Here is a 24286-nt window from a genome sequence, read left to right as displayed (position 1 = left end):
GCCCCGGGTACGGCTGATCTGATCCCCCACACCATAAGCCGCGCTCCCCCCGCGTCCCCGTCCCCTGGGCGGCGGGCCGTCGGGCTCGCCCCCCGCCGGGCGCCCCGGGGCTCTCCGCTCGCCTCACGCCTCGCTGTGCGCGTACAGCTTCAGGACCGGGACGCCGACCTCGTGCCGGGCGCGGGAGGCCCAGTCACGGTGGAAGAACTCCTCGACGTAGTGCGGGGCGGTCAGCACGATGACCTCGTCGGCGCCGATCTCGGCGACGGCCTTCTTGAGGGCGTTCAGCGGGTGGTTCTCCACGATCCGCCCCTCGGCCTGCGCCCCCTGCGCGCGCAGGGCGGTCAGCGAGTGCTCCAGGGCGATCCTGGCGGGCGGTACGGCCGACTCCCCCTCGGGGACCTCCGCCTCCTTGACCACCTCGGTCAGCTCGCCCAGGGCCACGTCGTCGATGGCCCGCAGCAGCCGGTCCTGGTCTCCCCGGGGCTGCATGAGGACGGCGAAGCGCACCTTCTCGTCGCCGTGCAGGGTGGTGACGAACTCGACGTCCACCGGGGACAGCGGCTGTTCGATCATCAATACGCTCGTGAACACGACAGGCGCCTCTTCTCTCTACGGGCCGGTGGGCCCGGACCGGAACATCCTGCTACCCCGGGGTCGGGGTCCGCTCACGTAAGTCTGCCCAGCGACAGCTAAACGGAACGACACATTCCGCCATGATCCGCCGAAGTGCCGCGCCGGGAGGGCTCGTCGGTGACCGGAGTCGGCGGGGTCGTCACCGTGCGTGGTTCAGCGGATGACGTAGCGCGTGAAGAGGAAACCGTCCTCGGTGAGGACTGAGGCGGGGGCGAAGGCGGCGGGGGCGGCGCGGCCGGGGCCGAAGGCGATGCGGGGCGCGTCTCCCGCGGTCAGCGTCGGCGACACGGTCAGGCACAATTCGTCGAGCGTCCCGGCGCCGACGAACTCGCCGAGCAGCCGGGGACCGCCCTCGGTGAGCTGCCGGGTCAGTCCGCGGGCGGCCAGTTCCTGGCGCAGGCGCACCGGGTCGGCCGCGGCGCCGGAGCCGGCGAAGACCACCTCGGCCCCGGCCTCCTCGGCGGCCCGCACCCGCTTCTCGGGCGCCTGGGCCCCGGTCACGACGAGGGTCGGCACGAGCGGCGAGGTGAACAGCGGGAGGCCGAAGTCGAGGTCGAGCCCGGCGGAGACCACCGCGATCGCGGCCGCGGGCGCCTGCCCGGCCGCCGCGCGCCGCTCCGCGAAGGCCGCGCGGGCCTTCGCGGGCCGGTAGCCCTCCTGCCGTACGGTCCCCGCGCCGACCACGATCACGTCGGCCAGGGCCCGCAGCACCCCGAAGACCCGCATGTCGGCGGCGCCCGAGATGCCCTGCGAGCGGCCCTCGTGGTGGGCGGCTCCGTCGAGGGTGGACACCATGTTGGCGCGCAGCAGTCCGGTACCGGCCGGAAGGTGCTCGGGGTAGGCGTAGACCTCGGCCAGCTCGTCGAGGGACCACTCCCGGTCCACGTCGGCCGCGCTCTCGTCGGTCACGGGGAACAGGCTTCGCATACCGTGCAGTCTCGCACGGCGCCTAAACTGGTTACTCGTGTCGACCTCCTCCGCCTCCACGCCCATAGCCGGGGCCAAGCCGCTGTCCCTCTGCGCGCGCGAGCCCCGTGTCCCCCCGGAGCGCCTGGTCGCCGAGATGGTGCCGCCGCCGCGCTTCGACTCGGTGCGTTTCGGGACGTACGTACCCGATCCCGCGCAGCCGAGCCAGACCGAGGCCGTCTCGGTGCTGAGCGCCTTCGCGGCCTCCCTCGGCGAGGCCCCGGCGGCGGGCGGCAGGCGCAAGTGGTTCGCGCGCAAGCCGCAGGCACCGGCCGCGGCACGCGGCGTGTATCTCGACGGGGGGTACGGAGTCGGCAAGACCCACCTGCTCGCCTCGTTGTGGCACGCGACGCCCGCCGAGCCCCGGGCCAAGGCGTTCGGCACCTTCGTGGAGCTGACGAATCTGGTGGGGGCGCTCGGTTTCCAGGAGACGGTGCGTACGCTCAGCGGCCACCGGCTGCTGTGCATCGACGAGTTCGAACTCGACGACCCCGGCGACACCGTGCTCGTGTCCTCGCTGCTCGGACGGCTGGTCGAGGCGGGCGTCGCGCTCGCGGCGACCTCCAACACGCTGCCGGGCAAGCTCGGCGAGGGGCGGTTCGCCGCGGCGGACTTCCTGCGCGAGATCCAGGGCCTGTCGGCCCACTTCCGTCCGCTGCGCATCGACGGCCAGGACTACCGGCACCGGGGGCTGCCCGAGGCGCCCGCCCCCTTCTCCGAGGAGCGGGTGACGCGGGCCGCGCACGCGACGCCCGGCGCGAGCCTCGACGCGTTCCCGGATCTGCTGGGCCACCTCGCCCGCGTCCACCCGAGCCGGTACGGGGCGCTGACCGAGGGCCTGTCGGCCGTGTGCCTCACCGGGGTCGGGCCGGTCCCCGACCAGTCGACGGCGCTGCGTCTGGTGGTCCTCGCGGACCGGCTGTACGACCGCGAGGTGCCGGTGCTCGCCTCGGGGCTGCCCTTCGACCGGCTGTTCAGCGAGGAGATGCTGAACGGCGGGTACCGCAAGAAGTACTTCCGGGCGATCTCCCGGCTCACCGCGCTCGCCCGCGACGCGAAGGCACTCGTGACGGAACAGGGCTGAGCCCTCCGGGGACGGGGCGGCCGGCGCGGCCCGGGGCCGCGCCGTCCGCCGCACTACCCTGGAGGACATGGCTGAGTCCCCCGCACCCGAGACCGGCGGGTACTGCGTACCGGCCGCCCTCCCGCTCGCCCCGCCGGACCCGGCCCAGGGCGCGGAGGAGCCGCGCGCCGAGTGCGTGCTGTGCCGCGAGCCGAGCGAGTACCCGGAGTCGTACAAGGGCGTCACGCTGTGCCCGGTGTGCGCGTGGCAGGAGGCCCAGCGCGGCGCCTGCTCGGGCTGAGCGGCTCGGCGGGCCCCACGTCCCGCCCCGTCCCGCGCGGGGTGCGCCGGCCCCCGCCGCGTCCTTCAGTTCGCCTTGTTCTTCTCCGGGGTGAGTTCGCTCGGGCGGACGATGACGAAGCCCTCCCCGCTCAGCCTGAGCTGGACGGCCTCCCCGGAGCCGCCCCGCAGCATCGAACCGACGCTCTGCGAGCGGTGCAGGGAGGTGGCGAGGTGCGCGCTCCAGCCGACGACCGCGTCCGTGTCGACGTACACCGGGTCGCGGTCGGTCACCGGGATCACGATCGGGTGGCCCTCGCAGACCAGGCCGAGCTTCCCGTGGCCGGAGAACAGGCTGTTGAACAGTCCGCCGCCGGTCATGCCCGCGCCCTTCACCGTCCGGATCTCGTACGACAGCGTCGCGTCGAAGCACAGGACGTTGCGGCCGTTGACGGTGAACTGGTCGCCGCCCTCCAGTTCGACGACGAAGCAGTTCGCCGCCTCGTGCGCGAACCACGCCTCTCCCTGGCCCCGCACCGCCATGAGCGGCAGGCCCTCGCCGGTCACGGCGCGCTTGAGCAGCCCGCCGATGCCCTGCCCCTTGCGCTCGAACCGGAGGTCTCCGCGGTAGGCGATCATCGCGCCCTGGCGCGCGAGCATCTCGCCCCGCACCGCGTACTTGATCGCCTTGGGGTTCTCCAGGGTCATGCCGGGGGCGGGGGCGGCCTGCGCGAGGTACTCGGCGGCCAGAAGATCGCTTTTCATGCGCCCATCCTCACCGGCCCCGGTGCCCGCGCCAAGAGGCCGGAAGATGACGACTGGCAGACTTAAGGCGTGAGCAGCAGCGACCTTCCTCCGGCCGGGACCGGCCTCCCCTCCGCCGACCGCTCCCCGGACGGGCCCGACAGCCCCTTCCGGGACGGGCGCGGCGCGCGGGACGAGGCCCCGCAGTTCGTCCTCCCCCTCGTCGTGCGCCTGGAGAAGTCCGCGCCCCCGGGCCGCACCGACGCGCTGGAGACGGCGGCTCGGGCCGTGCTCTCGCTCCTGTCCGACCCGCGCTCCCTCGGCACCGGCCCGGACGAGGGCGAGTGGGCCCGCGCGGTACGGGACTGGCAGGACGCGCGCATCCGCAAGGTCGTCCGCCGGGCCCGGGGGGCCGAGTGGCGGCGCGCCCAGGAGCTGCCCGGGATCACGCTGGCCGGGAAGTCGGCCGAGGTGCGGGTGTACCCGCCGGTCCCGGTCGACGCGTGGCCGAAGGACCTCGCGAAGCTCCAGGTCTCCGGCACCGAACTGGAGGACGCCGAGGAGCCCGCCGCGCCCGGCCCGGACGCCCCGGTGATCTGGATGAACCCGGGGGTGCCGATGTCGGCGGGCAAGTCGATGGCGCAGGCCGGGCACGCCGCCCAGCTCGCCTGGTGGGAGCTGGGCGGCGAGGAGCGCGCCGCGTGGCGGGCGGCCGGTTTCCCGCTGGCCGTACGGGTCGCGGAGCCGGAACGCTGGAACGCGCTGGCCGGGAGCGGGCTGCCCGTGGTCACGGACGCCGGTTTCACCGAGGTCGCCCCCAACTCGCGCACCGCGCTCGCGGACCTGCCCGTCCTGCGGCGGCGGCTGGGGCTGCCGCGGAGCTGAGCCCCGGGTGACGGCCGCCCGGCGGGCTCACAGGTAGCGCGCGATGGGCCGCATCAGTGCCTCGCGGGTGCGCTGGACGGGAGAGCGGCGCCTCCAGCGGGCGGCGCGCATCCGCTCGCTGCGCGCGATGTCCTCGGTGTAGTGCGCGTCGAGGGTCGCGGTGAGGGCGGGGTCGAGGACGGCGAGCATGATCTCCTCGTCGTGTTCGAGGGAGCGCCGGTTCAGGTTCACGGAACCGACCAGGGACAGCACCCGGTCCATCGTGATGATCTTCGCGTGCATCATGGTGGGCTGGTACTGCCAGATGCGCACCCCGGCGTCGAGCAGTTGCTCGTAGTGCCGCTGCCCGGCGAGCTGGCACACCCGCTTGTCGGTGTACGCGCCGGGCTGGAGCAGTTCGACCTCGACCCCGCGCCGGGCGGTCGCGCACATGAGGTCGATGAAGTAGTCGTCGGGCGCGAAGTAGGCGGTGCAGATCCGCAGGCGTTCCTCGGCCGACTCCATGGTGACGCGCAGCAGGGTCTGCATGTCCTGCCAGCCGAAGGCGGCCGATCCGCGCACCACCTGCACGACCGCGTCCCCGGCCGGCCGGTGCGGGGCGAAGGTGTCGCGGTCGTCGAAGAGTTCCGGGTTGCACTCGGCCCAGTTCTGCGCGAACGCGGCGGCGGTGCCGTCGACGGCGGGTCCGCGTACCTCGACGTGGGTGTCGCGCCACTCGTGCTCGTTCCGCGCGTCGCCGCACCACTCCTCGGCGATGCCCACGCCCCCGGTGAAGGCGAGTCTCTCGTCCACGACGAGGGCCTTGCGGTGGCAGCGGTGGTTCTGCTTGAGCGGTGAGATCAGCAGCGGCTTGCGGAACCAGGAGATCACGACGCCCGCGCGCTCCATGAGGTCGAGCAGCCCGGGTTCGATGGTGCGGCAGCCGAAGCCGTCGAGCAGCAGCCGCACCCGGACCCCGGCGCCGGCCCGCTCCGCGAGGGCCTCGGCGAAGCGTGCGGCGATGTCCCCGCGCCAGTAGACGAAGGTCATCATGTCGATGGTGTGGCGGGCCCCGGCGATCGCGTCGAGCATCGCGGGGAAGATCTCGTCGCCGTTGCGCAGGACCCGCAGGCCGTTGCCCTCGGTCATGGCGATCCCGAGCAGCCGCTCCAGCCGGCGCCGCACCCGCCGGGCCCGGTCCTCCAGCACGGCGGAGTCCTCGGTGGCCGCCTCCACCGCGTCCTCGCCCTCGGTGCGGCTCTCGGCGTACGGCGGCTCGACAGTCGCGGTCATGTGATCCGGCCCTCCCTGGCGTCCCGGGCCGCGCGGCGGCGCCATGAACGAACGACGTGAACAAACGATCGGTACGGGAAGGCTTATGCCCCGTCCGGGCCCGCTGACCGCCTGCGCACCTGTGCGGACCCGGCGGGCCCCGCGCCGGAGGCGTCCGCTCCGGGCGCCGAAGCTCAGATCCAGCTCTGAAAACCGCGCGGGCGGGGTTCGTACGGCCGCGCCGGGGCCATCACCGGTGCACACGGCTCACGTGCGAAGAGGGGGAGATCACATGACGGCAGCGGGTACGGCGGCGGGCGCGAGGCGTACGCGGACGGCAGCGGGTCCGGGGGCCTCGCCCCCGCGCCTGGGCGCGGGCATCGGCTGGCGGCCCGAGATCGCGGAGGCCGTCGAGCGGATGGACGGGGTCGACTGGGTCGAGGCCGTCGCCGAGAACCTGTGCCCCGGACACCTGCCGGAGTCCCTGCTGCGGCTGCGCGCCCGCGGCGTGACCGTCGTCCCGCACGGGGTGGGCCTCGGCCTCGGCGACGCGGAGCGCCCCGCGGAACACCGCCTCGCGGCGCTCGCGGAGCGCGCGCTGGCTCTCGGCTCCCCGCTCGTGACCGAGCACATCGCCTTCGTCAGGGCCGGCGGACCGCGCACGGCGACGCCCGCCCTGGAGGCCGGTCACCTGCTGCCGGTGCCGCGTACCCGCGAGGCCCTGGACGTACTGTGCGAGAACGTACGGATCGCCCAGGACGCCCTCCCGGTGCCGCTCGCCGTGGAGAACATCGCCGCGCTGTTCGGCTGGCCCGGGGAGGAGCTGACGGAGGGCCAGTTCCTGTACGAGCTGGTGGAGCGGACAGGGGTACGGCTGCTCATCGACGTGGCGAACCTGTGGACCAATCAGGTCAACCGGGGCGAGGACGCCGCGCGGGCCCTGGCCGAACTGCCCGTCGAGGCCCTCGCGTACGTCCACGTCGCGGGCGGCGTGCTGCGCGAGGGCGTGTGGCACGACACCCACGCCCACCCGGTGCCGCCCGAGGTACTCGACGTCCTCGCGGCCCTGTGCGCCCGCGCCGAACCGCCGGGCGTCCTGCTGGAGCGTGACGACGCGTTCCCGCCGCCCGCCGAACTGGAGGGCGAACTGCGGGCGATACGCGAGACGGTGCGGAGCGCGGGGACGCGCCGAAAGACGGAACCCTCCGGCCGGGCCGAAGTCCGGGGGCCGGTCCCGGGGCCCGCGCGGAAGGCCGCTCCGGTCGCCCTCGCCGATCCGGTGCGCACCCGCCTCGGGCTCGCCCAGGCCGCGTTGCTGTCCGCGCTGGTGGCCGGGGCGCCCGCCCCGGAGGGCTTCGACGCCGCGCGGCTGGCGGTGCAGAGCCGGGCGCTCGCCGGGAAGCGGGCGGAGGTGGTCGCGAAGGTGGCGCCGGAACTGCCGGTGATCCTCGGCCCCGCGTACCGCCCCGCCTTCCTCGCCTACGCCCGCCGCACCCCGCTGACCGGCGGCTACCGGCGGGACGCGCTGGAGTTCGCCGGGCACGTCCTGCGCGAGGACCACACCCTCGGACGCCGGGCCGGGCGCCGCCTCGACCGTTGGTGGCGGGAGCGCTCCGGGCCCACGCCACCCCGCCCCCGACTGCGCGCGCTCCCGCGGACGCGAGGGCGGCCCTGAGGGCGCGCGTGTCCCGCCCGGCCGCTGAACCGGCCCGAGGAACCCCCGAGGAACCCCCGGGGGTTTCCGGGCCGGTTCAGCCGGGGCCCTCGGGCGGAAGCTGGTCCACCACGGCGCGGACCGCCCTCGCGTACCGCTCCGGCTCTCCGGCCCGGATCCGGCCCGAGCGGCTCGTGATCTCGCTCTGCGCGACGAGCCTGAAGATCAGCGCGCGGATCAGCGTCTGCCGCCAGTCCGGACGGCTCGCGGCGCTCGTCAGCAGCCCGGAGGGGGGATCGAACCACAAAAGACCGTCCACGACCACGACGGCCTCGGCGAACAGCGGGGGCCGCCAGTACGGCGAGAAGTCGATCACCACGGGCGGTGCGCCGGGGGCGAAGAGCACGTTGCCGGTGAGGTCGCCGTGGACGAGCTGCGCCCCGTCCTGACCCACCGGCCGCCTCAGCCCCAGCAGGGCGGCGAACGGCGCGGAGAGGTCCTCGATCACCTCGATGTCCTGTTCGCCCCACGCGACGCGGTCGGCCACGGCCCAGGGATGCGTACGCCGGCCCAGGAACCCGGGCCGGGGTACTCCTCGCAGGGCGGCGTGGAAGGCGCGCCCGGCCTCCAGCACCCCGGCCCAGCGCCTCTGGGGTCCCGGTTCGCCCGGCAGGAACTGAGCGGCCGTCCAGCCGTCCACGACGCTCCGCCCGTCCGCCGCCCGCAACGGCCGCGGAACGCGGAAACGGCTGTCGGGGGCCAGCCCCTCCAGGAGGCAGGCGGCCCACTCCGACGCGCCCTCGTCCGGCTCGGCGGGCTTGAACACGTATCCGTCGACGCGCACGCACCGTCCCTGCCCGCCGGCCAGCGGGACGGGCTCGCCCCGTACGCCGAAGGCGGCGAGGACGGAGGCGGACGGGAGCGGCCGGGCCCGGTTCAGCTGATCGGTCACGCCGCGCATCCTGCCTCCCCCGCCCACCCCGGCGCATCCGTATATCGCCAGTCCGCACCGCCAGGCCCGCCCCGTCCCCCAGGTTCGGGGGAGGACGGCGCGGCCGGGCCCGGCATCGAGGCTTTGCACGCCTTCCTCGGGCACCGCTGACCTCAGGACACCCCCGCCGGGCCAGAACGCGCAGGTCACGTGCCGCACGTCACCTCCCCTGTGTGAGGCGGGGCATGGCTCGGGCCACGGCCCGCGCTGTATAACACCCTGGTGCTGTGGATACCGCTCCTGCTTCTCGCGTGCGGGGCGTCCGCCCTCGCCGGCGCCCGCCTCTGTCTGGCCGCCGTCCGGGCCGCCGACCCGGTCTTCCGGCTCACCGACCGGCGGGGCCGGCCCGGGGGCCGTCCGCTCACCCTCACCGAGACGGCCTTCCTCTCCGGCGGGCCCGCGCGGGTCGTGGAGCTGACGCTCGTGGCGATGGCCAGGCGCGGCCGGCTGCTCCTGGCGCACACCGGCTGGGCCACCGCCGTCGTCCCCGACAGCGGCGACCCCATGGAGCGGGCCGTGCTGGGCGCGCTCGGCCCCGAGGGGCAGTACCCGGTGGCGGCGCTGCGGGCCCGGCTCGCGGACTGTGAGGCGGTACGCGCCCTCGCGGCCCGGCTGACCGCCGCCGGGCTCGCCGTTCCCGAGGAGATACGGTCCCGGGTGAACGGCGCGATGCGCCAGGTGCGGCTCAGCGCCCTGTTCGTCCTCGCCGTGGGCCTCGGCACGCTGCTCGCCGTTCCGCACCCCGGGCACTCCACCGCCGAACTGGCCGGCTGGTTCGGGCTGCCCTTCCTGCTGGCGGCGGGCTGCGCGCTCATCGGCCGGATCGAGATCCTGCCCTACGCGCGCTGGGCGTCCCCGCTGGGCGAGGAGGCGCTCCAGGAGGCCGCGGCCCGCGCCGACGCCGCGCTCGCCGTGCACGGACTGCGCGTCGTGCACGAGCCGCAGTTGCGGGCGGCCTTCACCACGTACGCCTCGGCCGACACGGTCTGACGGTCCTTTACTTCATACGACCACACCCGAAGTATCCCTTTTATCCTCCCGCTGCCTCCGCCGCTCGAAGGGATACTGATGAGAGCCCCCCTCCGTCACGGGCTGCTGTCGGCCACCGCAGGTTCGCTCCTGCTCGGCACGCTCGCCGCCCCGGCCGCCTCGGCCGGCTCCCCCCTCGCCCCGCTCTCCCCGGCGCTCCGCGCCCAGGCGCAGGGCACCGAAGTGGCCGCCCGGCGGGCCGCCGAGGGGGGTCTCACCTTCGGGACCTGTCCCAAGGAGGAGCGGCTGCCGGCCGCCGTGCGCTGTGCCACGGTGCGCGTCCCGCTCGACTACGCCGACCCGGACGGCAGGCAGATCCCGCTGACGGTGAGCCGTACGGCAGCGACCGGGAAGCCCGCGAAGCAGGGCGGCCCGAAGCCCGAGCGGCAGGGCGCTCTCGTCTTCAACCCGGGCGGTCCCGGCGCCTCCGGCACGTACTTCCCGATGATCGGGGTGCTGCCCGAGTGGCGCCGGCTCGCGGCGGCCTACGACTTCGTGGGCTACGCGCCGCGCGGGGTCGGCCGTTCCGCGCCGCTGTCCTGCCAGGACCCCAAGACGTACGCGAAGGCGCCCAGCGACTCCCCCGTGCACCCGGACGAGGCGTACAAGCGCGAACGGATCGCGCGGGCCAAGGCGTACGCGCAGGGCTGCGCGCGGCGTTCGGGGCCCGGTCTCAGGCACTACACCTCGCTCAACAACGCGCGGGACCTGGAGGTGATCCGGGCGGCGCTCGGCGAGCCGCGGCTCACGTTCATGGGCGCCTCCTACGGGACGTACTTCGGGGCGCTGTACGCGACGCTCTTCCCCGGCCACGTACGCCGCATGGTCTTCGACTCGGTGGTCGACCCCGACCCGGGGCAGATCTGGTACCGCAACAACCTCGACCAGTCCCTGGCCTTCGAGTCGCGCTGGCGGGACTTCCGCGTGTGGGTCGCCCGGCACGACGACGCCTACCACCTCGGGAGGACGCCCGCGCGGGTCCAGCAGGCGTACGACGAGGCGCGCGAGCGGGTGGCGAGGAAACCGGCCGGCGGCACCGTGGGCCCGGCCCAGCTCCAGGGCGCCTTCCTCCAGGCCGGGTACTACGACGACTACTGGCGTTCCCGCGCCGAGGCCCTGTCGCGCTTCCTCAAGGGCGACGAGAAGCCGCTGCTGAAGATGGCCGCGCCGGTCGCGGGCACGGAGAAGGAGAACGAGAACGGGACGGCCGTCTACACCGCCGTCGAGTGCAACGACGCGGCCTGGCCCACGGACTTCGGCACCTGGGACCGGGACAACACCGCGATCGCCTCGGTCGCCCCGTTCGAGACCTGGGACAACGCCTGGATGAACCTGCCGTGCGCCTACTGGCCCGCGCCCCGGCAGCAGCCCCTCGACGTGGGCACCCGCCCCGGGGCGCTGCCCCCGACGCTGATCCTGGCCGCCGAACGGGACGCGGCGACGCCGTACACGGGGGCGCTGGAGCTGCGGCGACGGCTCGCCGGGGCGGCGATCGTGACGGAGCGGGACGCCGGGACGCACGGCATCGCGGGCGGGGCGAACGACTGCGTCAACAAGGCGGTGGACGCCTATCTGCTGCGCGGCGAGGTCCCCGCGAACGGCTCGGCCACGTGCGCCCCGCACGCGGCGCCGACCCCCGCCGAACCGGCGCGGGACAAGGACGGCGCCCCGCAGGAGGAGGCACGGGAGAGGACGCGGGAGCTGCGCGCGCACCGCCCGGCCTGAGCGGGGTGACAAGGAGCGGGGCGCCGGCCCGGACACCACGTCCGGGCCGGCGCCCCGCGCCGTTCGCCGCGAAGGCCGCTCAGGCGAGACCGGCGACCAGTTCGGCGACCGAGCGGCGGCGGCCGGTGTAGAAGGGGACCTCCTCGCGCACGTGGCGGCGCGCCTCGGAGCCGCGCAGGTGCCGCATGAGGTCGACGATGCGGTACAGCTCGTCGGCCTCGAAGGCGAGCATCCACTCGTAGTCGCCGAGCGAGAAGGAGGCGACGGTGTTGGCCCGCACGTCGGGGTAGCCGCGCGCCATCCGGCCGTGGTCGGCGAGCATCTTGCGGCGCTCGTCGTCGGGCAGCAGGTACCACTCGTAGGAGCGGACGAAGGGGTAGACGCTCACGTAGTCACGGGGCGTCTCGTCGGCGAGGAAGGCCGGGATGTGGGACTTGTTGAACTCGGCGGGGCGGTGCAGCGCCATGTTCGACCACACGGGCAGCAGGGCGCGGCCCAGCTTCGTGCGGCGGAACAGGTTGTACGCCTCCTGGAGTTCGTCGGAGGTCTCGGCGTGCCACCAGATCATGAGGTCGGCATCCGCGCGCAGCCCGGAGACGTCGTAGGTGCCGCGCACCGTGATGTCCTTGGCGGCGAGCTGGTCGAACAGTTCCTGGACCTCTTCGGCGTACCCGGCCCGGTCCTCGGGCAGCACGTCGCGGAGCTTGAAGACGGACCACAGGGTGTAGCGGATGACCTCGTTGAGGTCCTTGGCCTTCTTGCCCGCGTTGGGGATCTTCTCGGCAGCAGCACTCATGCGACCTATTGTCCCGCCTGCCCGAACGTGTCCGACGCCGGGCCCGGCAGCAGCGCGTCGACGGCCCGGTGGGCGCTCGCGACGCACGCGGGGATGCCCACGCCGTCGTAGGCGGCACCGCACACCGCGAGCCCGGGGAGCTTGGCGACGTGCTCGCGGACGCGGGCGACGCGGGCGGCGTGCCCCACCGGGTACTGCGGGAGCCCGTCGTTCCAGCGGGTCACGAGGGAGGCGAGGGGCCGGGCGTCGAGTCCGGTCGCGGCGCGCAGGTCCCGGCGCGAGACGTCCACGAGTTCGCCGTCCTCGCGGTCGAGGTCGGCGGTGTCGCCGTGGCGGCCGACGGAGGTGCGCAGGACGAGCAGTTCGGGGTTCTCCTCGTTGATCCAGCCCCACTTCTGGCTCGCGAAGGTCGCCGCCTTGATGGTGTGCCCGTCGACGGGCGGGACGAGGAAGCCGCTGCTGCCCGCCGGGAGGGCCGCGGTGTCGGCGCGCCGGTAGGCGAGGGTGATCAGGGCCATCGAGGCGTACTCGACGGTGCGCAGTTCGGCGGCGGCGCCCGGGGACTCGGCGCCGAGCAGCGCGGCGGCCCGCGGGGCGGGCAGCGCGACGACGACCGCCTCGCTCTCCAGGGCGGTGCCGTCGGCGAGGACGGTGCGCCAGCCGTCGGGGGTGCGGCGCAGTTCCCGGGCGGTGGCGCCGGTGCGGATCTCGCCGCCCCGGTCGCGTACGGCGCGGGCGACGGCGAGCGGCAGGGTGCCGATCCCGCCCTTGAGCCCCTGGAAGACGGGTCCGCCCGGCTGCTTCCCGGTGGGCGTGACGGCCTGGAGGGCGCGGACGCCCTCGGTGAGGGAGCGGTGGGTTCGGGCCGCCTCGAACAGCTGGGGCACGGCCGAGCGCATGGAGATGCGGTAGGCGTCGCCCGCGTAGACGCCGCCGAGGAGCGGTTCGACGAGGCGGTCGACGACCTCGCGGCCGAGGCGGGCGGCGACGTACTCGCCGACCGCGACGTCCTCGCCGATCTCGGTGGGGGGCAGTGTCGCGTCGTCCTCGATGCGGCGCAGCCCCTCCTCGGACAGGACGCCCGCGAGAGCGGAGGCTTCCGCCGGTACGCCCATGACGTGGCCCTTCGGCATGGGGCGCAGGGCGTCGCGGGTCCACAGCGAGGCGCTCGCGGTGGACGGCGGCTGGAGCTTGTGGCCGAGGCCGGCGGCGCGGGCGAGGCCGACGGCCTCGGGGCGGCGCGCGAGCATCGACTCGGCGCCGAGGTCGACGCGTACGCCCTCGATCTCGCCGGAGCGCAGTTTGCCGCCGAGCCGCTCCGCCGCCTCCAGGACGGTGACCTCGGCGCCCGCGTCGAGGGCGCGCAGCGCGGCGGCCAGTCCGGAGATCCCTCCCCCGAGGACGAGGACCCGGGTGGGGGTCCTGCCGGGAGCGGACGAAGTGGGTGCACTGGCGGCTTCGCTCATGTCCCCACTGTCTCAAAGGGCCCGCGCCGTCCTCCGCGGGACCCGGTGGTGCGCGGCGCCGGGGCACGCGGTATTGCGGGGCGGCGGCGCGGCGACCTTCCCGAGTCCGGACCGTGACCGCTTCGGGACCGCAGCGGACGATCGCGGGGCCCGGTCCGTGCGTCGCAGGAGTCGTCCGGCCCAGCAGGGCCCACACGACCCCGGGGGTTCCCTCATGTCCAGTCCGTCCCTTTCCGTACCGGGTGCACCCGTACCCGGTGAGTCCGTACCGGGCGGGCCCGCCGGGCCGGGGGCCGGCCACCGGTCCGCGGGTGTGCTCGCCCCCTTGCTCGCCGCCGTCCTCGTCCTGCTGCTGGCCCTCGCGGGCTGCTCGGCGGGCGGCGGCGGGTTGGCCGACTCCGGCGACGCCAAGGCCGCGTCCGACACCGGCGACGGCGGGAGCCGCGCGGGCGGGCGGGAGGAGGGCGCGGCGGGCAAGAGGGCCGGCTCCGGTCCGGCCGCCTCGCGGGCCGCTTCCGTGCCCCAGGGCGTCCACCTCGAACGGACCGCCTCGCTCACGATGCGGGTGAAGGACGTGCCGGGGGCGCTGGAGCGGGCGCGCGAGGTGGCGGCCGGGGCGGGTGGGCTGGTCGGCGAGGAGGCCACCGACCGGGACGGCGCGGGCCGGGAGAGGTCCCGCGTGGTGCTGCGCGTCCCGCAGGAGAGCTTCGAGGAGGTCGTGGCGAGGCTCGCTCAGGGGCCGGGCACGCTGGTGCGGCGTTCCCAGAAAGCGAAGGACGTGACGCGGCAGGTCGTGGACGTCGACAGCCGCGTGAAGTCACTGCGGGCGAGCGTCACGCGGGTGCGGGCGCTCATGGACGACGCGACGAAGATCAGTGATGTCACGGCACTGGAAGGCGAGTTGAGTACGCGGGAGGCGGATCTCGAAGCGCTGCTCGCCCAGCAGGCCTCGCTCAGGGACCGGACCTCGTTCGCGACGATCACCCTGACGCTGTCGCGCACGGCTCAGGCCGCGCACAAGGCCCCGAAGGAGGAGGCGGGTTTCGTGTCGGCGCTCGGCGACGGCTGGCACGCGTTCGTGGCGACGCTGCGGGTGATCGGCGTGGTCCTGGGCGCGGTCCTGCCGTTCGCGGTGGCGGCGGCGGTACTGGTCCCGCTGGCTCTCCTGGCCCGCGGGTTCGTACGGCGCCGCCGCACCCCCGAGCCCCGCCCGGCCCCGAACGATCAGACGGTGCCCCGCGACCCGGCCCCCACGAAGGAGGGCCCGCGCGCGACGGGGGTCTCGACACCCACTGAAGCGCCCGGAGGCGAACCGAGCCTTCAAGAAAAAGAGTGAGAGCGTGTCGGCATGAGTGAACGACTGGTCGTCATCGGCGGTGACGCGACGGGGATGTCCGCCGCCTCGCAGGCGCGCAGGCTCAAGGGCCCCGGACAGCTGGAGATCGTCGCCTTCGAACGGGGGCGCTTCACGTCGTACTCGGCGTGCGGCATCCCGTACTGGGTGGGGGGCGATGTCGGGGGCCCGGACGCTCTCGTCGCCCGTACCCCGCGCGAGCACCGGGAGCGGGACATCGATCTGCGTACGGGTACCGAGGTGACGCGGATCGACGTGGAGAGGCGGCGGGTGCGGGCCCGGGTCCTGGAGTCGGGCGAGGAGTACTGGACGTCCTACGACAAGCTCGTGATCGCGACGGGCGCGGAGCCCGTGCGCCCGGACCTGCCGGGGATCGACGCGCGCGGGGTGCACGGGGTGCAGACACTGACGGACGGGGAGCGGCTGATCGCGACGCTGGAGGGGGCACGGGGCCGGCGGGCGGTCGTGGTGGGCGCGGGGTACATCGGGGTGGAGATGGCCGAGGCGCTGATCCGGCGCGGTTTCGACGTGACGATGGTCAACCGGGCCGCTGAGCCGATGTCGACGCTCGACCCGGACATGGGCCGTCTCGTGCACGAGGCGATGACGGGCATGGGTATCCGGCTGGTGCACGAGACGGCGGTCACGGGGGTGCGCACGGACGAGGAGGGGCGCGCGATCGCCGTCCTGACGGAGGACGAGGAGTACCCGGCGGACGTCGTGGTGCTCGGTATCGGGGTGCGTCCGTCGACGGGCCTGGCGCGGGAGGCGGGCCTGCCGCTGGGGCCTTCCGGCGGGCTGTTGACGGATCTCGCGATGCGGGTGCGCGGGCACCGGGACATCTGGGCGGGCGGGGACTGTGTCGAGGTGCTCGATCTGGTGGCGGGCGGCACGCGGCACATCGCGCTGGGCACGCACGCCAATAAGCACGGCCAGGTCATCGGGACGAACGTGGGCGGCGGCTACGCGACCTTCCCCGGGGTCGTGGGGACGGCGGTGAGCAAGGTGTGCGATCTGGAGATCGGCCGTACGGGGCTGCGGGAGAAGGACGCCCTGGCGGCGGGCTTCCGGTTCGTGACGGTGAGTATCGAGTCGACGAGCCGGGCCGGTTACTACCCGGGCAGCGCGCCCATGACGGTGAAGATGCTCGCGGAACTCGGTACGGGGCGGCTGCTGGGCACGCAGATCGTGGGGCGTGAGGGCGCGGGCAAGCGGGTCGACGTGGCGGCCGTCGCGTTGACGGCCGGTATGACGGTGGAGCAGATGACGGCCCTGGACCTCGGTTACGCGCCGCCCTTCTCCCCGGTGTGGGACCCGGTGCTGGTCGCGGCGCGGCGCGCGGTGAAGGCGGTGCGCGGGGCGGGGGACGCGGGCAGCGGGAGCTGAGCGGGGCCCGCGACGCGCCGGGCGCGGGTCCGGGGCGACAGGCTCGCGCCGGACCCGCGGGGCCCCGCGTCAGCGCCGGGTGCGCTCGTGCACGTCGGCCACGAGGGCCGTGAGGACCTCCGGCGGGGTCGTGGGCAGGACGCCGTGGCCGAGGTTGAAGATGTGGCCCTCCAGTCCGGCGGCGGCCTCCAGGACCTCGGTGGTCTTCGCGCGCACCGCCTCGGGGCCCGCGAACAGGACGGCCGGGTCCAGGTTGCCCTGGAGCGCCTTGCCGGGCCCGACGCGGCGGGCCGCCTCGTCGAGCGGGACGCGCCAGTCGACGCCGACCACGTCGGCTCCGGCCCGGCCGAGGTCGTGCAGGAGCTCGCCGGTACCGACCCCGAAGTGGATGCGCGGCACGCCGTAGCCGGCGACCTCGGCGAAGACCTTCGCGGAGGCGGGCTGGACGTAGCGGCGGTAGTCGGCGGGGGACAGCGCGCCCACCCAGGAGTCGAAGAGCTGGACGGCGGAGGCGCCCGCCTCGATCTGCACCTTGAGGAAGGCGGCGGTGATGTCGGCGAGCCGGTCCAGCAGATCGGCCCACAGCTGCGGGTCCCCGTACATGAGGGCCTTGGTCCGCTCGTGGTTGCGCGAGGGCCCGCCCTCCACGAGGTAGCTCGCGAGGGTGAAGGGCGCGCCCGCGAAGCCGATGAGGGGCGTGGCGCCGAGTTCGGCGGTGAGCAGGCCGACGGCCTCGGTGACGTAGTGGACGTCGTCGGGGGTCAGCGCGCGCAGCCGGTCGAGATCGGCGCGGGCGCGCACCGGCTCGTCGATGACGGGGCCGACACCGGGCTTGATGTCCAGGTCGACGCCGATGGCCTTGAGCGGGACGACGATGTCGCTGTAGTAGACCGCGGCGTCCACGCCGTGCCTGCGGACCGGCTGCAGGGTGATCTCGGCGACCAGATCGGGCCGCGTGCAGGACTCCAGCATCGGGATGCCCTCGCGGACCTTGAGGTACTCCGGGAGGGAGCGTCCCGCCTGGCGCATGAACCACACCGGGGTGTGCGGGACGGGCTCGCGGTGGCACGCCTTGACGAAGGCGGACTCACGGGTCGCGGCGGGCGGTCCGAAGGAACTGTCGTTGGCACTCACGGCACCGAGTTTCCCATGCCGGGGCGGCTCCGCGTCCCCCGCCCGGCCCGGGACGCCCCGCCCGGCCCCCGCGCGCGTGCCGGCCCGCCGAGCCGTACCCGTCCGCTCCGCGCGTCCTCCCCCCGCTTGCCCGTCCCGCATGTCACTCGCGGGTGTCTCTCCCGACAAGGCACAGCGCTTCCCCTTAACCTTCCCGGCATGGCTGCGGCTCACGGACAACGGTCGGACGGTACGGACGGGCAGGACGGGAAGAAGGGGGGCGCCGCGGGAACGCCGGGCGCGGGGGCGGGCGGTGACGACACCCCGCCCGCCTTCACGGCCGCCGTCGAAGCGCTGCGCGCGGCCCGTCCCCGGCCGGAGATCGAGATCGAGCCGACGCGGGCCCCGCAGCGTCTGGCGCCCTTCGCGCACGCCGTGGAGGCCGCCGTGGTGGACGGCGAGGAGGACCTGGCCGACGGCAGGCTCGTGCTGCTGCACGATCCGGCCGGGCACGAGGCGTGGAAGGGCGCCTTCCGGCTCGTCACCCTGGTCCGCGCCGAACTGGAGCCGGAGATGGCGGCCGATCCGCTGCTGCCGGAGGTGTGCTGGTCGTGGCTGACCGGCGCGTTCCAGGCGCGCGGTCTCTCGTACGGCGAGGCGAGCGGCACGGTGACCCGGGCCGGCTCGCACTACTTCGGCGGGATGCGGGAGCGGCCCCCGGCCTCGCAGATCGAGATCCGGGCCTCCTGGACCCCGCGCGAGGGCGCGAACGGGGTGCCGGACACGGCGGCGCACCTCGCCGCCTGGTGCGATCTGCTGTCCCAGATCGCCGGACTGCCGCCGGCCACCGCCCCGGGGGAGGCGGCGGTGGTCTCGCTGCCGCAGCGGCGCGGGCCACGCGGTTCCTGAGACGGGCGCGGGGCCCGGTCTGACGATTACGGATCGATTACGGACCGGTAGGGGGACAGATCTCGGCCGTTCACGAACGGATGACAGTGCACTCCCGGAACGTTCGAGTTCTCGTTTCGATCTTCTAATGATCGATCACGTGTCCTAATCGCCCCGATTGTTACTCACCAAATCGTGATCATTCCCTAAAGCCGGGCACGGATGCTGCCGAAGACCACTTTGACCTTGTCAGCACGGTTTCGCCCCGGCTTCATCCCCAGCCGGCCCCGTCCCGCCATCCCCAGCAGGAGGCCTGGTGTCCGTTCTTCTCGAGCAGCCCGCAAGCCTGGTCGCCTACCGCCCGAACAAGCCGACCGCGATGGTCGTCGTCGCCGATCCCCGTGTGCGCTCCACCGTGACCCGTCATCTCTGGGCGCTCGGTGTGCGTGACGTGATCGAGGCCTCGTCCATCGCCGAGGCCCGTCCCCGCGTCGGCACCCCTCGCGACATCTGCGTCGCGGACGTCCACCTGCCCGACGGTTCAGGACTGACTCTCCTGTCCGAGACCCGCGCCGCGGGCTGGCCCAACGGCCTCGCCCTCTCGGCCGCCGACGACATCGGCGCCGTGCGCAACGCCCTCGCGGGCGGGGTCAAGGGCTACGTCGTCACCGGCACCCGCAACAACGTGGGTCTGCCCGGCCGCCCCGGCGCCGCCCCCATCGGGGCGGGCGCCCGAATGCACCGCCGTCCTCCGGGGGCACCGAGCCACCCGGGCGGCTACCGCGAGCTGTCCGGCCGTGAGGTCGAGGTGCTCAGACTGGTCGCGGAAGGGCAGTCCAACAAGGCGATCGGTGTCTCGATGGGCCTGTCGGCCCTGACCGTCAAGAGCCACCTCGCCCGGATCGCCCGCAAGCTCGGCACGGGAGACCGTGCCGGGATGGTCGCCGTCGCCCTGCGCACCGGCATCATTCACTGACCGGCCCGGACCGGACACTGACCGGTTCTGACCCTTCGTGTTACGCCGGAGGCCACCGACAGAACGTTCTGTCGGTGGCCTCCGGCGTAACACGGATAGTCTTGACAGGTGACCGACGCCCAAGAAACCGCAGCAGACACTTCACTGCGAACCACCGGGGGCGCCCCTCCGGACGAGGGCGGCGTTACGCCTCAGGCGCAGCCGATCCCCCTCCTGGAGCCGCGCGAGGGCATCCCCCCGGTGATCGCCGACGCCGACGCCCTCGCCGAGGTCGTGGCGGCCTTCGCGGCCGGCAGCGGGCCGGTGGCGGTGGACGCCGAACGGGCCTCCGGGTACCGCTACGGCCAGCGCGCCTACCTCGTGCAGCTGCGCCGCGAGGGGGCGGGCACCGCGCTCATCGACCCGGTGGCCTGCCCCGACCTCTCCGGCCTCGGGGCCGCGATCGGCTCCGCCGAGTGGGATCTGCACGCCGCGACCCAGGATCTGCCCTGCCTGCGCGACATAGGCATGATCCCCACCAGGATCTTCGACACCGAGCTGGCCGGCCGGCTCGCGGGTTTCCCCCGCGTCGGCCTCGGAGCGATGGTCGAGGGCGTCCTCGGCTACACGCTGGAGAAGGGCCACTCGGCGGTGGACTGGTCGACCCGCCCGCTGCCCGAGCCGTGGCTGCGGTACGCCGCGCTCGACGTCGAACTGCTGGTCGACCTGCGCGACGCGCTGGAGAAGGAGCTGGAGCGCCAGGGCAAGCTGGACTGGGCCCTCCAGGAGTTCGAGGCGATCGCCACCGCGCCCCCCGCCCCGCCGCGCAAGGACCCCTGGCGCCGTACCTCCGGCATGCACAAGGTCCGCAAGCGCCGGCAGATGGCGGTCGTCCGGGAGCTGTGGACGGCTCGCGACCGGATCGCGCAGCGCCGCGACGTCTCCCCCGGCAAGGTCCTCAGTGACGCCGCCATCATCGAGGCCGCGCTCGCCCTGCCCCCGAACGTGCACGCCCTCGGCGCGCTGCCGGGCTTCGGGCACCGGGTCAACCGGCGGCAGCTGGAGCAGTGGCAGGCGTCCGTGGACCGCGCCAGGGAACTGCCGGAGAGCGAACTGCCGCAGCCGGGTTCGCCGCTGGCGGGCCCCCCGCCGCCGCGCGCCTGGGCCGACCGCGATCCGGTGGCCGCGGCCCGGCTGTCCGCCGCGCGGGCCGGGGTGATCGCCCGCGCCGAGGAGCTGCGCCTGCCGCAGGAGAACCTGATCGCCCCGGACACGGTGCGCAGACTGTGCTGGGAGCCGCCGGCCGAGACCGCTCCGGAGGCGGTGGCGCAGGCGCTGCGCGATCACGGCGCGCGGCCGTGGCAGGTCGAGCTGGTGACCCCGGTCCTGCTGAAGGCGCTGCGCGAACACCCCTGACGGAGCCGATCCCGAACGCCGGACGGGCTGGATTCATCCAGCCCGTCCGGCGTTTCAGGACGACGCGAAGGCGCACGCACCGGCAAGACGCGCCCCACCCCCGGACCCCGGCGATCACCAGCCCGTCCGGCGTTCGGGGACGAGCGTCCGCCGCGGGCGGTGTGACCTTCGACGCTCCGCGGGACGGGGTGGCACAGTTTGGTTACCCGCAAGTAGCATGAGCTTGGCGACACGCTCCGGCGTGCCGCGTGGCAGCGCCATCCCGCACCCTGGAGGAGAGCCAACGTGCCTCGTACCATCCGGGACGTCGTCTTCGTCGACGGCGTCCGCACCCCGTTCGGCAAGGCGGGCCCGAAGGGCATGTACCACGAGACCCGGGCCGACGACCTCGTCGTGAAGGCGATCCGGGAGCTGCTGCGCCGCAACCCGGACCTGGACCCGCAGAAGATCGACGAGGTCGCCATCGCCGCGACCACGCAGATCGGCGACCAGGGCCTGACCCTGGGCCGTACCGCGGGAATCCTGGCGGGCCTGCCGCAGTCGGTGCCCGGCTACTCCATCGACCGCATGTGCGCGGGCGCGCTGACCGCCGTCACGACGACGGCCGGTTCGATCGCCTTCGGCGCGTACGACGTGGTGATCGCGGGCGGTGTCGAGCACATGGGCCGCCACCCGATGGGCGAGGGCGTCGACCCCAACCCGCGCTTCGTCTCCGAGAAGCTGGTCGACGAGTCGGCCCTGTTCATGGGCATGACGGCGGAGAACCTGCACGACCGCTTCCCGCACCTGACCAAGGAGCGCGCGGACGCCTACGCGGTGCGCTCGCAGGAGAAGGCCGCGAAGGCGTACGCGAACGGGCAGATCCAGGCCGATCTGGTCCCCGTCTCGATCCGCCGCACCTCCCCCGAGGCCGGGGAGACCGGCTGGGGCCTGGCGACCGCCGACGAGCCGATGCGCCCGGGTACCACGCTGGAGCAGCTGGCCGGCCTCAAGACGCCCTTCCGCCCGCACGGCAAGGTCACCGCGGGCAACGCGGCCGGCCTGAACGACGGCGCGACCGCCTCGGTGCTCGCCTCCGAGGACTTCGCGCGCGAGAACGGCCTGCCGGTCAAGATGCGCCTGGTCTCCTACGCCTTCGCCGGTGTGGAGCCCGAGGTCATGGGCTACGGGCCGATCCCCGCGACCGAGAAGGCGCTCGCCAAGGCGGGCCTGACGATCTCCGACATCGGCCTGTTCGAGATCAACGAGGCTTTCGCCGTGCAGGTGCTGGCCTTCCTCGACCACTACGGCATCGCCGACGACGACCCGCGCGTGAACCAGTACGGCGGCGCGATCGCCTTCGGTCACCCGCTGGCCTCCTCCGGCGTCCGGCTGATGACGCAGCTGGCGCGGCAGTTCGAGGAGCAGCCCGAGGTCCGGTACGGCATCACCACCATGTGTGTCGGCTTCGGCATGGGCGCGACCGTGATCTGGGAAAACCCCCACTGGGAGGGCAAGTGAGCACCACCGCTGAGCTGCTGAAGGGCGCGGCCGAACTGTTCCCGGGGGAGGTCGTGACCCAGGCGCACGTACGCCACCTCGACCTGCCGGGCGCGGGCCGTTTCGCCCTGATCACGCTGGACAACGGGCTGGACCACACCAAGCCGACCACCTTCGGCCCGGCCTCGCTCGCGAACCTGAACACCGCGATCGATCAGGTCGAGAAGGAGGCGGCGGCCGGGGAGATCGTCGGCGTCGGGATCACCGGCAAGCCGTTCATCTTCGCCGTGGGCGCCGACCTCAAGGGCGTGGGCCTGCTGCAGCGGCACGAGGACGGGGTGGCGATCGCCAAGGGCGGCCACGACGTCTTCAAGCGGCTGTCGCACCTCGCGGTGCCCAGCTTCGCGTACTACAACGGCGCGGCCATGGGCGGCGGGGTCGAGGTCGGTCTGCACTGCTCGTACCGCACGGTCTCCTCGGCGCTGCCCGCCTTCTCGCTGCCCGAGGTCTTCCTGGGACTCGTCCCGGGCTGGGGCGGCTGCACGCTGCTGCCGAACCTGATCGGTGCCGACCGAGCGGTTTCGGTCATTGTCGAGAACTCCCTGAACCAGAACCGTCAGCTCAAGGGCAAGCAGGTCCACGAGCTGGGGATCGCGGACGCGATCTTCGAGGGCGCGGACTTCCTGGAGCAGTCGCTGCTGTGGACGGCCGCCGTCCTCAGGGGCGAGATCGTCGTGGAGCGTCCCGAGGTGGACCGCGGCGAGGGCTGGGACCAGGCCGTGGCGCGCGGCCGGGCCGTCGCCGACTCCAAGGTGCACGGCGCGGCCCCGGCCGCCTACCGCGCCCTGGACATCATCGAGGGCGCGAAGTCCGGTGACCTCCAGGCCGGTTTCGACGCCGAGGACCAGGCCCTCGCGGACCTGATCATGAGCGGGGAGCTGCGCGCCGGCCTGTACGCCTTCGACCTCGTACAGCGCCGTGCCAAGCGTCCGGCGGGCGCGCCCGACAAGTCGCTGGCGCGTCCGGTCAACAAGGTCGGCGTGGTCGGAGCGGGCCTGATGGCCTCGCAGCTCGCGCTGCTGTTCGTGCGCCGTCTTGAGGTGCCGGTCGTGCTGACCGACATCGACCAGGCGCGGGTCGACAAGGGCGTGGGCTACGTGCACGCCGAGATCGACAAGCTGCTCGGCAAGGGCCGGGTCAACCAGGACAAGGCGAACCGGCTCAAGGGCCTGGTCTCGGGTGTCCTGGACAAGGCCGAGGGCTTCTCGGACGCGGACTTCGTGATCGAGGCCGTCTTCGAGGAGATCGGTGTCAAGCAGCAGGTCTTCGCCGAGGTCGAGGCGGTCGTCCCGGCCCACGCGATCCTCGCGACCAACACCTCCTCGCTGTCGGTCACGGAGATGGCCTCGAAGCTGAAGCACCCCGAGCGGGTCGTCGGCTTCCACTTCTTCAACCCGGTGGCCGTGCTGCCGCTGCTGGAGATCGTGCGCGGCGAGCGGACCGACGACGCGGCGCTCGCGACGGCCTTCGGTGTCGCGAAGAAGCTGAAGAAGTCCGCGGTGCTGGTCAAGGACGCCCCGGCCTTCGTCGTCAACCGCGTCCTGACCCGCTTCATGGGCGAGATCCAGAACGTCATCGACGAGGGCACGCCCGTCGAGGTGGCCGAGAGGGCCGTCGAGCCGCTCGGTCTGCCGATGTCGCCGCTGGTGCTGCTGGAGCTGGTGGGGCCGGCGATCGGCCTGCACGTCTCGGAGACGCTGCACGGCGCCTTCCCTGACCGCTTCACCGTCTCGCCGAACCTCAAGGCGGTCGTCGAGGCCGGTAAGCGCGGTTTCTACGTGTACGACTCCGGCAAGCCGGAGCTGGACCCGGAGGTCGCGGCGCTCCTGAAGCAGGGCGACACGGTGCTGACCGAGCAGCAGGTGCGCGACCGGGTCACGGACGCGGTGGCCGAGGAGATCGGCCTCATGCTCGCCGACGGCGTCGTCGCCGAGGCCCAGGACATCGACCTGTGCCTGATCACCGGCGCCGGCTGGCCCTTCCACCTGGGCGGTATCACGCCGTACCTGGACCGCGAGGGCGTCGCGGAACGCGTCAACGGCAAGCGTTTCCTCCAGCCGGGCGTCGCCTCGGTTCCGGTGGTCTGAGCCGCGGAGCGCAGAAGGACAGGTGACGGGGCGAGCCGCCCCGTCACCTGTCCTTCTCCGGTG

Annotated in this window: 21 protein-coding genes; 13 read left to right on the top strand and 8 right to left on the bottom strand. The window is 73.9% G+C overall.

Annotated elements, in window-relative coordinates:
- Positions 1–123: 123 nt before the first annotated feature.
- Together ACFYMP_RS12145 and ACFYMP_RS12140 are read right to left on the bottom strand one after the other, a co-directional pair.
- Complete coding sequence (locus ACFYMP_RS12145) at positions 124–576, bottom strand: indole-3-glycerol phosphate synthase (protein WP_388855161.1); 453 nt, start codon at positions 574–576, stop codon at positions 124–126.
- A gap of 213 nt (positions 577–789) precedes the next feature.
- Positions 790–1563, bottom strand: a complete 774-nt coding sequence (locus ACFYMP_RS12140; RefSeq protein WP_388854707.1) for a pyrimidine reductase family protein — start codon at positions 1561–1563, stop codon at positions 790–792.
- A 37-nt stretch (positions 1564–1600) separates the two neighbouring features.
- Here ACFYMP_RS12140 and zapE point away from each other — a divergent pair, with 37 nt between their 5' ends.
- Positions 1601–2686 carry a cell division protein ZapE gene (zapE, locus tag ACFYMP_RS12135; RefSeq protein ID WP_388854703.1) on the top strand — a complete coding sequence of 362 codons (1086 nt, stop codon included), beginning with the start codon at positions 1601–1603 and terminating at the stop codon, positions 2684–2686.
- Positions 2687–2753: 67 nt separating this feature from the next.
- On the top strand, positions 2754–2966 hold the full coding sequence (locus ACFYMP_RS12130; protein ID WP_388854700.1) for a hypothetical protein: 213 nt from the start codon (positions 2754–2756) through the stop codon (positions 2964–2966).
- Between the two features lie 65 nt (positions 2967–3031).
- Here ACFYMP_RS12130 and ACFYMP_RS12125 read toward each other — a convergent pair whose 3' ends face one another.
- Positions 3032–3709 carry an AIM24 family protein gene (locus ACFYMP_RS12125; RefSeq protein WP_388854697.1) on the bottom strand — a complete coding sequence of 226 codons (678 nt, stop codon included), beginning with the start codon at positions 3707–3709 and terminating at the stop codon, positions 3032–3034.
- 69 nt (positions 3710–3778) lie between these two features.
- Here ACFYMP_RS12125 and ACFYMP_RS12120 point away from each other — a divergent pair, with 69 nt between their 5' ends.
- Positions 3779–4573: a peptidyl-tRNA hydrolase gene (locus tag ACFYMP_RS12120; protein WP_388854694.1), complete on the top strand. Its 795-nt coding sequence runs from the start codon at positions 3779–3781 to the stop codon at positions 4571–4573.
- Between the two features lie 27 nt (positions 4574–4600).
- On the opposite strand, the gene ACFYMP_RS12115 is transcribed toward ACFYMP_RS12120, so the two are convergent.
- Positions 4601–5845: a phosphatidylserine/phosphatidylglycerophosphate/cardiolipin synthase family protein gene (locus tag ACFYMP_RS12115; protein ID WP_388854691.1), complete on the bottom strand. Its 1245-nt coding sequence runs from the start codon at positions 5843–5845 to the stop codon at positions 4601–4603.
- A 397-nt stretch (positions 5846–6242) separates the two neighbouring features.
- On the opposite strand from ACFYMP_RS12115, the gene ACFYMP_RS12110 reads away from it, so the two are divergent.
- A complete protein-coding gene (locus ACFYMP_RS12110) occupies positions 6243–7499 on the top strand; it encodes a DUF692 domain-containing protein (protein WP_388855158.1) in 1257 nt (418 codons plus the stop codon).
- Between the two features lie 76 nt (positions 7500–7575).
- On the opposite strand, the gene ACFYMP_RS12105 is transcribed toward ACFYMP_RS12110, so the two are convergent.
- The gene (locus ACFYMP_RS12105) at positions 7576–8430 is read right to left on the bottom strand and encodes an aminoglycoside phosphotransferase (RefSeq protein WP_388854688.1); all 855 of its coding nucleotides are present in this window, start codon (positions 8428–8430) and stop codon (positions 7576–7578) included.
- A gap of 261 nt (positions 8431–8691) precedes the next feature.
- Between ACFYMP_RS12105 and ACFYMP_RS12100 the strand changes: the two genes are divergently transcribed.
- Both ACFYMP_RS12100 and ACFYMP_RS12095 read left to right on the top strand, forming a co-directional pair.
- Positions 8692–9459, top strand: a complete 768-nt coding sequence (locus tag ACFYMP_RS12100; RefSeq protein WP_388854685.1) for a TIGR04222 domain-containing membrane protein — start codon at positions 8692–8694, stop codon at positions 9457–9459.
- A 78-nt stretch (positions 9460–9537) separates the two neighbouring features.
- A complete protein-coding gene (locus ACFYMP_RS12095; RefSeq protein ID WP_388854682.1) occupies positions 9538–11223 on the top strand; it encodes an alpha/beta hydrolase in 1686 nt (561 codons plus the stop codon).
- A gap of 79 nt (positions 11224–11302) precedes the next feature.
- Here ACFYMP_RS12095 and hemQ read toward each other — a convergent pair whose 3' ends face one another.
- Entirely contained in the window at positions 11303–12019 is a 717-nt protein-coding gene (hemQ, locus tag ACFYMP_RS12090) for a hydrogen peroxide-dependent heme synthase (RefSeq protein ID WP_388854679.1), read from the bottom strand.
- A gap of 5 nt (positions 12020–12024) precedes the next feature.
- A complete protein-coding gene (hemG, locus tag ACFYMP_RS12085; RefSeq protein WP_388854676.1) occupies positions 12025–13485 on the bottom strand; it encodes a protoporphyrinogen oxidase in 1461 nt (486 codons plus the stop codon).
- A gap of 313 nt (positions 13486–13798) precedes the next feature.
- Between hemG and ACFYMP_RS12080 the strand changes: the two genes are divergently transcribed.
- Together ACFYMP_RS12080 and ACFYMP_RS12075 are read left to right on the top strand one after the other, a co-directional pair.
- Positions 13799–14821 carry a DUF4349 domain-containing protein gene (locus ACFYMP_RS12080; RefSeq protein ID WP_388854673.1) on the top strand — a complete coding sequence of 341 codons (1023 nt, stop codon included), beginning with the start codon at positions 13799–13801 and terminating at the stop codon, positions 14819–14821.
- A gap of 12 nt (positions 14822–14833) precedes the next feature.
- Positions 14834–16225, top strand: a complete 1392-nt coding sequence (locus ACFYMP_RS12075; RefSeq protein WP_388854670.1) for an FAD-dependent oxidoreductase — start codon at positions 14834–14836, stop codon at positions 16223–16225.
- A gap of 69 nt (positions 16226–16294) precedes the next feature.
- On the opposite strand, the gene hemE is transcribed toward ACFYMP_RS12075, so the two are convergent.
- Positions 16295–17359, bottom strand: coding sequence for a uroporphyrinogen decarboxylase (gene hemE / locus ACFYMP_RS12070; protein ID WP_388854667.1), 1065 nt, complete (start codon positions 17357–17359; stop codon positions 16295–16297).
- A gap of 198 nt (positions 17360–17557) precedes the next feature.
- On the opposite strand from hemE, the gene ACFYMP_RS12065 reads away from it, so the two are divergent.
- The 5 genes from ACFYMP_RS12065 (at position 17558) to ACFYMP_RS12045 (ending at position 24223) form a co-directional block, all read left to right on the top strand.
- The gene (locus ACFYMP_RS12065; RefSeq protein ID WP_388854664.1) at positions 17558–18247 is read left to right on the top strand and encodes a DUF3000 domain-containing protein; all 690 of its coding nucleotides are present in this window, start codon (positions 17558–17560) and stop codon (positions 18245–18247) included.
- Between the two features lie 295 nt (positions 18248–18542).
- Complete coding sequence (locus tag ACFYMP_RS12060) at positions 18543–19202, top strand: LuxR C-terminal-related transcriptional regulator (RefSeq protein ID WP_388854661.1); 660 nt, start codon at positions 18543–18545, stop codon at positions 19200–19202.
- A gap of 108 nt (positions 19203–19310) precedes the next feature.
- Entirely contained in the window at positions 19311–20597 is a 1287-nt protein-coding gene (locus tag ACFYMP_RS12055; RefSeq protein ID WP_388854658.1) for an HRDC domain-containing protein, read from the top strand.
- 285 nt (positions 20598–20882) lie between these two features.
- Positions 20883–22097: a thiolase family protein gene (locus ACFYMP_RS12050; RefSeq protein ID WP_388854655.1), complete on the top strand. Its 1215-nt coding sequence runs from the start codon at positions 20883–20885 to the stop codon at positions 22095–22097.
- Positions 22094–24223 carry a 3-hydroxyacyl-CoA dehydrogenase NAD-binding domain-containing protein gene (locus ACFYMP_RS12045; protein WP_388854652.1) on the top strand — a complete coding sequence of 710 codons (2130 nt, stop codon included), beginning with the start codon at positions 22094–22096 and terminating at the stop codon, positions 24221–24223. The genes ACFYMP_RS12050 and ACFYMP_RS12045 overlap by 4 nt, the downstream gene beginning before the upstream one ends.
- Positions 24224–24286 lie beyond the last annotated feature (63 nt).

The organism is Streptomyces sp. NPDC007088, from assembly GCF_042869355.1.
Classification (GTDB): Bacteria; Actinomycetota; Actinomycetes; order Streptomycetales; family Streptomycetaceae; genus Streptomyces.
Note: the sequence above shows the minus strand (reverse complement) of the source record. Positions and strands in the feature narration are given on the sequence as shown.